The sequence below is a fragment of the Companilactobacillus muriivasis genome (genome assembly GCF_036246245.1).
GTDB classification, from domain to species: Bacteria; Bacillota; Bacilli; order Lactobacillales; family Lactobacillaceae; genus Companilactobacillus; species Companilactobacillus muriivasis.
Map to the genome: position 1 here is coordinate 240562 of NZ_BTTQ01000001.1, position 12073 is coordinate 252634.

13 protein-coding genes are annotated in these 12073 nt (G+C 36.9%); 11 read left to right on the forward strand and 2 right to left on the reverse strand.

Translation table 11 applies throughout. The features are described from left to right. Positions 1-114 precede the first annotated feature (114 nt). The 4 genes from AAA923_RS01265 (at position 115) to AAA923_RS01280 (ending at position 4461) form a co-directional block, all read left to right on the forward strand. The gene (locus AAA923_RS01265) at positions 115-1098 is read left to right on the forward strand and encodes a Gfo/Idh/MocA family protein (RefSeq protein WP_338214446.1); all 984 of its coding nucleotides are present in this window, start codon (positions 115-117) and stop codon (positions 1096-1098) included. A 294-nt stretch (positions 1099-1392) separates the two neighbouring features. Then, positions 1393-2304 carry a DMT family transporter gene (locus tag AAA923_RS01270; RefSeq protein ID WP_338214094.1) on the forward strand — a complete coding sequence of 304 codons (912 nt, stop codon included), beginning with the start codon at positions 1393-1395 and terminating at the stop codon, positions 2302-2304. 34 nt (positions 2305-2338) lie between these two features. After that, positions 2339-2800 carry a GAF domain-containing protein gene (locus tag AAA923_RS01275; RefSeq protein WP_338214096.1) on the forward strand — a complete coding sequence of 154 codons (462 nt, stop codon included), beginning with the start codon at positions 2339-2341 and terminating at the stop codon, positions 2798-2800. Positions 2801-3114: 314 nt separating this feature from the next. Beyond that, positions 3115-4461 (forward strand): C40 family peptidase, encoded by a 1347-nt coding sequence (locus AAA923_RS01280; protein WP_338214099.1) that lies wholly within the window; start codon positions 3115-3117, stop codon positions 4459-4461. A 54-nt stretch (positions 4462-4515) separates the two neighbouring features. Here AAA923_RS01280 and AAA923_RS01285 read toward each other — a convergent pair whose 3' ends face one another. Next, positions 4516-5136 carry a histidine phosphatase family protein gene (locus tag AAA923_RS01285; protein ID WP_338214101.1) on the reverse strand — a complete coding sequence of 207 codons (621 nt, stop codon included), beginning with the start codon at positions 5134-5136 and terminating at the stop codon, positions 4516-4518. Positions 5137-5736: 600 nt separating this feature from the next. Here AAA923_RS01285 and serC point away from each other — a divergent pair. Both serC and AAA923_RS01295 read left to right on the forward strand, forming a co-directional pair. Beyond that, positions 5737-6822 (forward strand): 3-phosphoserine/phosphohydroxythreonine transaminase, encoded by a 1086-nt coding sequence (gene serC / locus AAA923_RS01290; protein ID WP_338214103.1) that lies wholly within the window; start codon positions 5737-5739, stop codon positions 6820-6822. After that, positions 6822-7991, forward strand: coding sequence for a phosphoglycerate dehydrogenase (locus tag AAA923_RS01295; protein ID WP_338214104.1), 1170 nt, complete (start codon positions 6822-6824; stop codon positions 7989-7991). Before serC ends, AAA923_RS01295 begins: the two co-directional genes overlap by 1 nt. A 273-nt stretch (positions 7992-8264) precedes the next feature. Here the strand turns inward: AAA923_RS01295 and lexA are convergent, their stop codons facing one another. Next, entirely contained in the window at positions 8265-8888 is a 624-nt protein-coding gene (lexA, locus tag AAA923_RS01300; protein ID WP_338214106.1) for a transcriptional repressor LexA, read from the reverse strand. Positions 8889-8983: 95 nt separating this feature from the next. Here lexA and AAA923_RS01305 point away from each other — a divergent pair, with 95 nt between their 5' ends. The 5 genes from AAA923_RS01305 to purC all read left to right on the forward strand — a co-directional run bounded on the left by AAA923_RS01305 (position 8984) and on the right by purC (position 12067). Continuing rightward, positions 8984-9226, forward strand: coding sequence for a DUF896 domain-containing protein (locus AAA923_RS01305; RefSeq protein ID WP_338214108.1), 243 nt, complete (start codon positions 8984-8986; stop codon positions 9224-9226). 62 nt (positions 9227-9288) lie between these two features. Further along, positions 9289-9510: a YneF family protein gene (locus tag AAA923_RS01310; RefSeq protein WP_338214109.1), complete on the forward strand. Its 222-nt coding sequence runs from the start codon at positions 9289-9291 to the stop codon at positions 9508-9510. 239 nt (positions 9511-9749) lie between these two features. Then, entirely contained in the window at positions 9750-10232 is a 483-nt protein-coding gene (gene purE / locus AAA923_RS01315) for a 5-(carboxyamino)imidazole ribonucleotide mutase (RefSeq protein ID WP_338214111.1), read from the forward strand. Beyond that, positions 10225-11355 carry a 5-(carboxyamino)imidazole ribonucleotide synthase gene (gene purK, locus AAA923_RS01320; RefSeq protein WP_338214113.1) on the forward strand — a complete coding sequence of 377 codons (1131 nt, stop codon included), beginning with the start codon at positions 10225-10227 and terminating at the stop codon, positions 11353-11355. Before purE ends, purK begins: the two co-directional genes overlap by 8 nt. Before the next feature lie 4 nt (positions 11356-11359). Then, a complete protein-coding gene (gene purC / locus AAA923_RS01325; protein ID WP_338214115.1) occupies positions 11360-12067 on the forward strand; it encodes a phosphoribosylaminoimidazolesuccinocarboxamide synthase in 708 nt (235 codons plus the stop codon). Positions 12068-12073 lie beyond the last annotated feature (6 nt).

Consider the following 12073-nt stretch of genomic DNA (forward strand, 5'->3'; position numbering starts at 1 on the left):
TAAAAGTATATTAGTAGAATTTCTGGAACAATATTACCAATACGTCTATTAAGATATTTATATCATTTTACCGTGTTTTAATAAGGATGAGCAAAGCATAAGGAGTGGTTAATGATGAAACTAGCAATTATCGGATCAGGAAATATTGTACATGACTTTTTAACAATCACGAAAGACTTAAAAAATACGGAATTAACAGCCATTATTGGGACAAACCACAGCATTGATATCTTGGAACAATTGAAATCTGAATATCATATTGGAGCAGTTTATACGGATTTTGACACAGCTTTAGCGGAAAGTGACTTCGACACTGTTTACGTGGCTGTTCCCAATTTTCTACATTATCAATTTGCTAAAAAGGCCTTGGAAAATGGCAAAAATGTAATTTCTGAAAAACCTTTTACCGTCAAATTATCTGAATTTATGGATTTGAAAGAAATTGCAACGAAGAATCATCTAGTTTTACTTGAAGCAATTACCAATCAATACTTACAAAATTACGTTGATTTAAAGGAAAAATTACCAGAATTAGGTGATATGAAATTAATTGAAAGTAACTATTCTCAATATTCATCACGTTATGATGCTTTTGAAGCAGGTAAAATTTTGCCAGCATTCGACCCTAAAAAGGGTGGTGGAGCTTTGATGGATTTGAATATTTATAATATCCACTTTATTGTCGGATTATTAGGACGTCCCCAAAAGATTTCATATTTGCCAAATATTGAACGTAATATTGATACGTCAGGTATTTTGATGCTCGATTATGGTAATTCCAAAGCAGTGGCAATTGGTGCTAAGGATTCCGTTTCACCAATTAGAAAAACAGTTGTCCAAGGTAACAAGGGTTCAATCGTTGTGAATGGACCAACTAATGAGATGCGTTCATTCGACGTTTACGATAAAGATAAGAATTTATTGGAACAAGTGGATCATAATATTTACCCACACCGAATGTATCAAGAATTCGTTGAGTTTGAAAAGATTATTCAAAATAATGACTTAAAAGAAGTTGCGAAGAGATTGCAACATAGTGAAGATGTTATGTGGGTTGTTGACCAAGCACTTAAATCAGCCAATTTGAAATTAGAGTAGTAACGAATTTTGATTTGAATACTAGTAAAAGAAATTATTAAATCCAAATATATTAGCCGGAAGTTTTGAGGGATAGAGACAGCAGTGAAGGTGGCGTTAACGCTTTAGCGTTTACACCACGGACGACTTTTGAGACGAGGTTTTCGGCTCAAAAGCGAGGCTCGAGACCGAACTTTGGCTCGAACCGTTCCTCACAGCAGGTTCTATCCCTCAAAACTGGAGGTGGAAACCTATTGCACCCGCCAAAAATAAAGGTTAATATAATTAGAATTATATAGTGAAACAGGTGGTTTTATGGTGCAATCTAGAGCCAATCGAAACCTTTTATTGGTTGCATTCATGTGGGGAACAAGTTATACATTTATCAAAATGGCGATTGCTGCGAAAATGCCGCCGTCAGTCATTAACACCTTACGGGGATTGATTTCAGCAATATTGGTGTACATATTTTTTCGGAAAATCATTAATACGATGACTTGGAAAGAATTTAAAATTGGAGCCGTCTGTGCGATTTTTAATTTTGTGGTTGTTCAATTGCAGTCCAGTGGATTGAAATACACGACTCCAAGCAATAGCTCGTTTATTACGTCGATTTACGTTATTCTGTTGCCATTTATTGCTTGGCTGATTTTTAAGAAAGTGCCACCTTTGAAAATTTATTTGTCGATTTTAATGTGCATCTTGGGAATGGTCTTCTTGACTGGGATTATTTCGACTGGATTTGAATTTCACATGGGCGATTTCTTGACTGTGTTGAGTGCAATTTTCTATGCATTCCAGATGACATACTATGGCTATGCGACACACAATGCTAGATCACAGGTGATTGCCTTTCAACTAGGCTTTATTCAGGCTATCTGTGGAGCTCTATACGCTTTTACAATTGATTATGGTAAGTTATCCCAGATCGATTGGGCGACGGCTATTGGACCAGTAATCTACTTAGGTGTAGTAGCTACGTTTGCAGCTCAAGTCCTACAAGTAATGAGTCAAAAGTATACCGATACTGTTACTGCAGGCTTAGTTCTGATGACCGAATCATTATTTGCCAGCTTGGTATCTGTTGTATTCCATGTTGAACCTTTAACTCAACATCTGATAATTGGCGGCAGTTTAATCATTATGGCAACTTTAATTGCTCAATTTGATTTACGAGGTGTCATTTCACGCTATTTTGTCAGGCAAAATGGGATTAAAAAACCTTAATTTGTGAGAAAATATAACTTTAAGGAGGATTTTCATGGAAGAGACGAAAATGTCATTAATGAACAAACAATTAGATGCATTACTGTATCAAGAAAATAATTTGATTGCTAACTTGGCTAATGCCAGTGCTTTGATAAACGATACCTATGAGGATTTGAATTGGTCAGGATTTTATTTATACAACGAAGAGACTGACGAATTGGATTTGGGACCATTTCAAGGTAAAGTTGCTTGTATGCATATCAAGAGCGGCAACGGCGTAGTTGGAACGGCTTTTGCAGACCAACAAATTCACCGTGTAGCTAACGTCCATGAATTTCCCGGACATATTGCCTGTGACAGTGCCAGTAATTCAGAAATTGTTGTGCCAATTACCAAAGATGGTAAAAAGATTGGTGTTTTAGATATTGATTCACCATCATTGAACCGCTTTACTGAAGCTGAAGAGAATGAATTGGCCGATTTTGTTAAAGTTTTGGTGCAACATATTAAATAAATTGCAATTATGACCAATGAAATAATCTTCAGATACGATTATCATGCCATTTAAAAAAGATAAGTAATCCTGTACAGGAGAACTTATCTTTTTTTAGTTGTATTTTGTTATTTTAGGTTAAGTCTCTTGAGAGTTGCTTCTCTTTTAAATGCCTCCTCGATTAGAGTAAAGCATAAAAGACCTAAAATGTAGCCTTTAATACTTTACAAGTATATTCATATAATTTAATTGAACAGCTTGTAAATTGGTGCTAATCTGATTAAGTGCAATGTGGAATTAAGGATTCCAATGTTACGTTAAGGGGAGAACAAATAATGTCTAAGAAAGTAATAACTGCTTTTTTAATAGCGACAGGGATGACTGGCGGTTTGCTATTCAATAGTAACCAGCTGGATGTAGATGCTGCTAGCAAGGGAATTGTCAACACAACCAAAATGACATTTCTTTATAATGAACAAGGAAAGCTTGTTAAGGACCGTGCGTTAGGTCCTAAAACTGCTTGGGTCTATGACCAACAGATTCAAATTGGTGATCAAGGTAGTTTTTATCGAGTGGCAACACATGAATTCGTCAAAACTAGTGATGTTTCAGTTCAACATGGTAAGGCCGAAAATGGAATTGTTAGAACAGGCTCAAATGGTGCTTTGATGTATGGTTACGATGCAGGAAATTACAAGTCAACTGGTACTAAACTAGCTGCACGTAGCGCATGGCAATACAGTAAAGTCGACAATGCTAATGGTAAAACTTGGTATCAAGTTACCGCCGATGGTTGGATCAACAGCGATGATGCCTCAACTTCGAATTTCATTAATAATTCTGGAGTTGCCAAAATCAGTTACGCTCCAGCAAGTGGAATCAATTTGTGGACTGGTTATGGTACGCATAAAGTTGCTACCGGCCAAAAATTAACCAATGGGTCCGAATGGAACTTTTCTCAGAAAGTTATTGATGCCAACGGGGATGCTTGGTATATGATTGGCAATAATCAATGGATTGAAGGAACTTATACTAAAATTACTAACCAAGTTTTTGATACTAGTGCAGCGCAAAACTGGGATCCTAACTTTGCAGTCGTCAAAGTAAATCAAAAAGCATCTGTTTATAATGACAGCAATTATAAGTCTGGCGTTAAAGAGTCCTCTGCAGCTGGAACGTTGTTACAAGTGGCTTCAACCGAGCAGACGGGCAATGTTATCTGGTATGAATTGAGTAACGGCGGTTGGATTCCTTCAACAGTTGTGACAGAAATGACAAATTATCGTTCACCAGTAGTTTTGAATGGTAAAACTAAGCAACAAACTATCGACGCTGTAGTTTCTGCAGCTAAGCAACAACTTGGTAAACCTTATGTATGGAATGCCAAGGGACCAGCCGGTTTTGACTGTTCAGGTTTGATGCAATACGTCTTCAGACAAGCAACTGGTCAGAATATTGGTTCATGGACAGTCCCACAAGAAACGGCAGGTACTAAAGTCTCAATTAATCAATTGCAACGTGGCGACCTAGTATTCTGGGGACCATCAGGTGCCAGTTATCATGTGGCATTATATTTGGGCAATAATCAATATTTGAATGCTTTACGCCCAGGTACCAATGTTAAAATCGACCGTATTTCTTCAAGTTTCAGACCATCATTTGGAGTACGAGTATTTAAATAAAATTACGTAAAAAACTCACAATCCGTAGTTGTTAAACTAATGATTGTGAGTTTTTTAGTTGAAAGCTTGATTGTAATATTCGAGATAAGATTCATTGGTATCAGGTAACGCAATTACTTTGGTAACACTAGTATTTCTTGGCTCTGGCAAAGTCATTGGATCTTGAGGCTTCAGAACATCTAAGGCAACAGCTTTAACTGTAAAACCATGAGTCACACAGATAATTTTGTCATCAGGATATTTTTTCATCGCGTCCATAATGAATTCGTGTACACGATTGATAACATCCTCAAAAGTTTCACCACTTGGAGCATATTTAACATAAAGCGGTAGTACGTCATTGAGATAACTATTGTAAGCGTCAGGATGAAGTTTACGCAATTCAGCGTTTTGATGACCGTCCCACTCGCCGTAAGAAATTTCCATCAAACGTTTGTCATAAGAAATTGGCAATTGAGCTTTTTCATTTAAGATAGCAGCCGTTTGTTTAGTACGTTCCAAAGGACTACAAATGATCCGGTCAGCAAAGCTAATATCAAAATTATCAGCCAAATCATGAGCTTGTTTCTGACCGTTGTCGTTTAAATAAGTCATTTCAGTGTTAATCGTACCTTGTTTCATTTTCATCACGTTAGCGGTGGTTTGCCCGTGTCTTATAAAGTAAAATTCAGTCATAAAAAAGCTCCTTTGTTGTTCTGTGATTTTTTATTATCGAAAATATTGTATTCGGTTTGTTGATTAAGAAATAAAAAGTCTGAAACGTAATAGTTAAAGATAAATTAGTCGGAAGGGATTAGAATATTCACCAGCTGTGGGTGTGGCGTTACAGCTTTAGCTGTTACGCCACCGGGCGTGTTTGGAGACTTACCGGTCTTTGGTAAGGCTTCAAACCGAGGTTCGAGACCGTACTGTGGCTCGGGCCGGTCCGCATAGCAGGTGAATATTCTAATACCTGGAGACGGTTAGAAACTAATTGTATGCAAAAAATTGTACAATATCCGGTTGACAATTAAAATATAAATGTTAAAGTAATTTTAAGTTAATTGGAGGCATTTTAATATGAGAACATTAAATCTTAACATTTTAACAGTCTCCTCCAAGTCTACATACAATACATGTAGGCTTATTAACTAGTGCGCTTAGTAAACAACCCTCATGTATGTAAAACAATTACATCTGTGAGGTCGCTTAATTCTTAGAAAATTTGACTCCTCACAGACTCTAATCTGTGGGGATTTTTTTATCTAATTTTAAAATTCAAGGAGTGGAATAGATATGACAATTTACAATTTTGCAGCTGGTCCAGCAACAATGCCAGCCGAAGTTATTCAACAAATTAAGGCCGATTTACCTTCATATAACGATTCAGGCATGAGTATTATGGAAATTTCTCATCGTTCCGCTCTGTTTGAAGATGTTTTTCAAAAAGCACAACAAGATATGCGTGATTTATTAAAGATCCCTGATGATTATCAAGTTTTGTTTTTCCAAGGTGGTTGTACATTACAATTCAATGCTGCACCACTTAATTTGGCTAACGAATATCACAGAATTGCCTTATTAGACAGTGGTCACTGGGCTGATCGAGCTGGTGACGAGGCCAAGAGAGTCGGAGTTAAAGTCGATGTTTTGGATTCAACTAAAGCGAACCATTATACGAAATTGCCAATTTTGGAGAGTTTGCCAGCCGATACTTACGACTATTTGCACATCACTACTAACAATACGATTGAAGGTACCGCTTATACGAAGTTACCGGAAACCGGTACGACTGAGTTGGTGGGAGATATGTCATCTAATTTCATGGGACAAGCATACGATGTTAAAAAGTTTGGTGCCATCATGGCAGGCGCTCAAAAGAACTTAGGAATTGCTGGATTAACAGTAGTTATCGTTCGTAATGATTTAATTGGTAAGGTGCCAAACTTGCCAAGCATGGTTGATTATCAATTATTTGCTAATAAAGAATCAATGTTTAATACACCACCAGTTTTTGCTATTTATGCAGCTGGTCTAGTTCTGCAATGGTTAAAAAATCAAGGTGGAATTGCTGAAATGGAACGACGCAACCGTCGAAAATCGGGACTATTATATGATTTTCTAGATAACTCAGATTTATTCACAGCACCAGTTGTCAAAGCTGACCGTTCATTAACTAATGTTGTATTTGTGACAGGCAACTCAGAAATTGACCAGCAATTAGTTGCTCAAGCAGCTGACAATGGTCTAGTTAATATTAAAGGTCATCGTTCTGTTGGTGGTATGCGTGCCAGTTTGTACAATGCAATGCCATATGAAGGAGTCGAAAAATTGGTCGACTTTCTAACTAAATTTGAAAAAGATTACAGGGGGCTCCACTAATGTATGAAGTAAAAACTTTTAATGCAATCGCACAGGCAGGTTTAGATACCTTTACCACTGATTTTGGAATTAACCAAACAGATGAACCAGATGCATACTTGATTCGTTCGGTAAATTTGTTACAAGCTGATTTGCCAGATAGTTTGAAAGCTATCGTCCGTGCTGGAGCAGGGGTCAACAATGTGCCACTAGGTCGCGCAACAGCTCAAGGAATCGCCGTTTTTAATACTCCCGGAAGTAATGCCAACGCTGTTAAAGAATTAGTTATTTCATTAATGATTGCGACAGCTAGAAATCTTTTTGAAGCTCATAATTATTCAGACGAACATACCGAAGCTGATGTTTCTCAACGAACTGAAAAGGATAAAACTAAGTTCAATGGTACTGAATTAGCAGGCAAACGCTTAGCAGTTATCGGTTTAGGAAATGTTGGTTCATTAGTTGCCAACGCTGCCTTGGCGTTAGGAATGAAAGTAATTGGTTATGATCCATATTTGTCAGCCAATGCGGCATGGAGAATCAATAATCGCGTTAAAAGAGTGGATTCAATCAAAAATGCTGTGAAGAGTGCTGATTTTGTCACCGTCCATGTACCTAAGAATAATGAAACAATAGGTTTGTTAGGTACGAAAGAAATTACTGAGATGAAAGATGGTGCCGTGTTATTAAATTATTCAAGAATCGGCATTGTCGATAATAAAGCAGCCGTTAAAGCAATTCGCAGTCAAAAAATCAGCCATTACTGTACAGATTTTGGCGAGCCAATCATTGCTGATCAAAAAAGAATTACAATCACACCCCATATTGGAGGCTCAACGTTAGAAGCGGAAACAAACGGAGCTGTTCAGGGAGCTACTACCGTGATGAATTACCTTGAAGAAGGCGATACAACACATTGTGTGAATTTACCAAATATGCAAGTACCATTTGAAACAGCGTACCGAGTGACCGTAATTCACCAAAATGTTCCTAACATGGTCGGACAAATCAGTACTCAAATTGCCAATCGAGAAATCAATATCGAAAATATGGCGAATGCCGCTAAAGAAAAAGTCGCGTATACGATTATTGATGTTGATGATTTGCAAGGTAAGGACCAAGATGCTTTAATAACAGCGTTGGAAAGTATTAAGGAAGTTTATAAGGTAAGAGTGATTAAACATAAGTAATGGTTATAGTTACAATTTATTAAATATGATTGTTTATATAATAAGCAATAAAAGAGTCGGAAGGACTGGGAACATTCACCAGCTGTGGGTGTGGCGTTATGGCTTCAGCCATTACACCACCGGACGTGTTTGGAGACTTACCGGGTTTTGGTAAGGCTTCAAACCGAGGCTCGAGACCGTACTGTGGCTCGGGCCGGTCCGCATAGCAGGTGAATGTTCTCAGTCCTGGAGACGGCAAAACAAAAAAACCACCCTTATTCGAGTGGTTTCCTTTTAAAATATTTGTGAACGATATAATCCAACAACTTTACCAATGATTTCAACATTGTCCAAAATAATTGGATCCATTGTATCGTTTTCAGGTTGTAGGCGGTAATGTCCATTTTCTTGATAGAATCTCTTACATGTAGTTTCAATATCTTCAGTCATGGCAATAATAATTTCACCGTTATTAGCAAAATTTTGTTCGTGTACAATAACATGGTCGCCATCAAAAATTCCGGCATTGATCATACTTTCGCCGTGAATTTCCAACATAAATAATTCACCAGACTCACGAGTAAGGTCAGGTGGGATTGGGAAATATCCATCAGGATTTCTTTCAGCAGTAATAGGTTGACCGGCAGCAACGGCACCTAAAATAGGAATTTGTTTGGATTTGATACCAATTGAATTAAGACCAGCACCAGTAAGCTCAATAGCACGGGGCTTTGTAGGGTCTCTTTGGATAAATCCTTTTTTCTCAAGACGAGATAGGTGACCATGAACCGTTGACGTTGAAGAGAGATCTACGGCTTCGCAAATTTCTCTAACAGTTGGCGGATATCCATGTTCATCTAAATAATCATAAATACATTGTAAAATTTGTGACTGTTTAGAGCCTTCAGCTTTTGACATTAGAACACCTCATTGTTAATATCTTAAATAGATTGTATCAAAATTTGAATACAACTTCAAACAAGTGTTCGATTGTATCGAGGGGAATTGGAATAATGAACGAACAAGAAGAATTGCTCAAGAAAATTAACGAACTAGCTCATAAGGCTAAAAACGGTACTATTACTAAGGAAGAAGAAGATCAACAGGCACAATTACGTAAAGAATACTTGAAGAACTTCCGTGCCGCATTTAAGTCCCAATTAGAGATGACACAGGTCTATGATAAAGCAGGAAATGAAGTAACTCCTGAAAAAGTTCGAGAAATTCAACGGAAAAAAGGATTACGTGACGATTAGACTTTCAATTGTCTAACTTTTTTTGTAATATTAATAGTTGTATGGAAAGGGTGAGAACATAAATGGGAATCACAATAGTTGTTGGCGTTATAGCTTTGCTAGTTGGATTAGTTGGTGGTTTCTTCGTTGCCAGATGGTATATGAAGAAATACTTCCAAGACAATCCACCAATCAGTGCTGATATGATCAGACAAATGATGGCGCAAATGGGTCAAAAACCTTCACAAAAGAAGCTTAATCAATTAATGAATACTATGAAGAATTCACAAAAGAATAACAAATAGTTATGTCATTTAGGCGATATACATATATTTATATGTGTATCGCCTATTTTTTTGTCTAAAAAAATAAAATGATAGCTAAACACGAACTATTAATATTTTTATAATTATTAAATACAAAATGTAAACGGTAAATACGAACAATAGACAAAAATAAATGAATAAAATGCGTATTTATCATTGAAAGAAGTTTCAATCCCTGATAAACTTTGGATACCAAAGCAAGAAAGGTGGAAAAAGTAATGCACGACGTAGCAATAGTTATGGGTTCAATTTCTGATTTGAAGATCATGCAGAACACAATTGATGTTTTGAATGAACTGGGAGTTAGTTTTGAAACGAAAGTAATTTCGGCACATCGGATGCCACATGAGATGCTAGATTTCGCCAATCATGCACATGAAAATTATCAAGTTATCATAGCTGGAGCTGGAGGTGCAGCTCATTTACCAGGAATGATTGCCTCTTCAACAACTTTACCAGTCATCGGTGTTCCCGTTCCTTCCAAGTATTTAAAGGGAATGGATTCGTTGTTGTCAATTGTTCAAATGCCAGCTGGTGTACCGGTTGCGACAGTTTCAATCGGTGAGGCTGGTGCAAAAAATGCAGCTATTCTAGCTATAAAAATTTGTGCTTTAAATAATCCAACTTATCAAAATAATTTATCAGCATATGTTCAAGCGATGCACGATAAGTCAGTAGAAAGTGGGAAAGACCTTGGATAAAACGTTACTGCCAGGAGCAACAATCGGCATTATCGGTGGTGGTCAATTAGGCCAGATGATGTCATTTTCAGCTAAAGAGATGGGTTATAAAGTTATCATTTTGGATCCGCAAGAGAATTGTTCTGCTGCCCAAGTATCAGATGGTCAAATTGTCGCTGAATACGATGATCTTGATAAATTAATTGAGTTAGCTAAGCAATGTGATGTTTTGACTTATGAATTTGAAAATGTCGATGCGGATGCTATCAATGAAGTTAAGAAATATACCCAAGTTCCACAAGGTACTAAGGCTTTGAAAGCGACTCAGAATCGTGTGTCTGAAAAGAACTTTATCGAAGACAGTGGTTTCAAAGTTGTACCACATATTGAAATTACTAATATATTTGAATATCATCGTGGAGTTGAAAAATTAGGTGCTCCGGTAATCTTGAAGACAATTCGTGGTGGATATGACGGTAAAGGCCAGATTTTAATTGAGAATCCTGAAAAAGTTTGTTACGCCGACGTTGAAAAGTTATTGATGCACGGTCCATGTATGTTGGAAAAGAAGATCAATCTGAAAAAAGAAGTTTCAGTTATCGTTTCTGCTAACAGTCGTGGTGAAACCTCAATCTTTCCCGTTATTGAAAATGTTCACCGTCACAACATCTTGCACCTTAGCACTTGCCCAGCTGATATCAGTGAAAAGTCTGAACAACATATTTATCAAGTTGGTGAGACCTTAGCTCATAAGCTCGAATTAGTTGGAACGATGTGTATCGAATTTTTCATTTCGGACTCTGACGAAGTTTTCGTTAATGAAATTGCTCCACGTCCACATAATTCAGGTCATTTGACGATTGAAGCCTGCAACATTTCACAATTCGATGCTCATATCCGTGGCGTTTGTAATTTAGCCATGCCCAAGATTGAATTGTTGAAACCTGCTGCAATGGTCAACTTGCTCGGACAACATTTGGAAAATGCTAAGAATGAATTAGCTGAACATCCAGAATGGCATTTCCACGATTATGGCAAGGACAGTGTTAAGGATAACCGCAAAATGGGTCATATCACGATTTTGAGTGATGATTTACAAGCTACAAAACAAGTTATTGAAAATAATTCAATTTGGGATGTGTAAATTTATGACAGAAGATAAGTTGCTTTATACAGGTAAGGCTAAGAATGTTTACCAAGCAGAAAATGACGACGAAGTTTTGATTGTTTATAAAGACCAAGCCACAGCATTGAATGGTAAGAAGAAAGAAATTTTACCAGGTAAAGGTGTTCTAGATTGCCAGATTTCACAAATTGTTTTTAATTATTTAATCGAAAATGGTATCAAAACACACTTAGTTAAAAACCTTTCTGACCATGAACAATTAGTTAAGAAGACTCAAGTATTTCCATTGGAAGTCGTTTTGAGAAATATCACCTCTGGATCGTTGGTACGTAAGTTCCAAATTGAAGAAGGCCAAAAATTAAAAGAACCAATTATTGAATTTTATTACAAGAGTGATGCCTTGGATGATCCCGTAATTAATCAATCGCAAATCCATGCTTTAGGTATTGCTGATAAAGAAGACATTGAATATATCAAACAAGAGACTTTGAAAATCAATCAATTGTTGATTCCGTTCTTTGCTAAAGCCGACTTTGATTTAGTCGATTTCAAATTGGAATTTGGTAAATATAACGGTGAAATTATCCTTGTCGATGAATTTTCACCAGACAATTGCCGAATTTGGAACAAGAATGATCATCATTCAATGGATAAAGATGTTTTCCGCAAGCACGAAGGCGATTTAGTAGAAACTTATCAAACAGTCTTACAACGACTACAAGACAAATAGGAGAGA

What these genes read in the sequence shown, in the direction of transcription:
- AAA923_RS01265 (WP_338214446.1), top strand. Translation starts at nt 115, where the DNA reads ATGAAACTAGCAATTATCGGATCAGGAAATATTGTACATGACTTTTTA.
- AAA923_RS01270 (WP_338214094.1), top strand. Translation starts at nt 1,393, where the DNA reads ATGGTGCAATCTAGAGCCAATCGAAACCTTTTATTGGTTGCATTCATG.
- AAA923_RS01275 (WP_338214096.1), top strand. Translation starts at nt 2,339, where the DNA reads ATGGAAGAGACGAAAATGTCATTAATGAACAAACAATTAGATGCATTA.
- AAA923_RS01280 (WP_338214099.1), top strand. Translation starts at nt 3,115, where the DNA reads ATGTCTAAGAAAGTAATAACTGCTTTTTTAATAGCGACAGGGATGACT.
- AAA923_RS01285 (WP_338214101.1), bottom strand. Translation starts at nt 5,136, where the DNA reads ATGACTGAATTTTACTTTATAAGACACGGGCAAACCACCGCTAACGTG.
- serC (WP_338214103.1), top strand. Translation starts at nt 5,737, where the DNA reads ATGACAATTTACAATTTTGCAGCTGGTCCAGCAACAATGCCAGCCGAA.
- AAA923_RS01295 (WP_338214104.1), top strand. Translation starts at nt 6,822, where the DNA reads ATGTATGAAGTAAAAACTTTTAATGCAATCGCACAGGCAGGTTTAGAT.
- lexA (WP_338214106.1), bottom strand. Translation starts at nt 8,888, where the DNA reads ATGTCAAAAGCTGAAGGCTCTAAACAGTCACAAATTTTACAATGTATT.
- AAA923_RS01305 (WP_338214108.1), top strand. Translation starts at nt 8,984, where the DNA reads ATGAACGAACAAGAAGAATTGCTCAAGAAAATTAACGAACTAGCTCAT.
- AAA923_RS01310 (WP_338214109.1), top strand. Translation starts at nt 9,289, where the DNA reads ATGGGAATCACAATAGTTGTTGGCGTTATAGCTTTGCTAGTTGGATTA.
- purE (WP_338214111.1), top strand. Translation starts at nt 9,750, where the DNA reads ATGCACGACGTAGCAATAGTTATGGGTTCAATTTCTGATTTGAAGATC.
- purC (WP_338214115.1), top strand. Translation starts at nt 11,360, where the DNA reads ATGACAGAAGATAAGTTGCTTTATACAGGTAAGGCTAAGAATGTTTAC.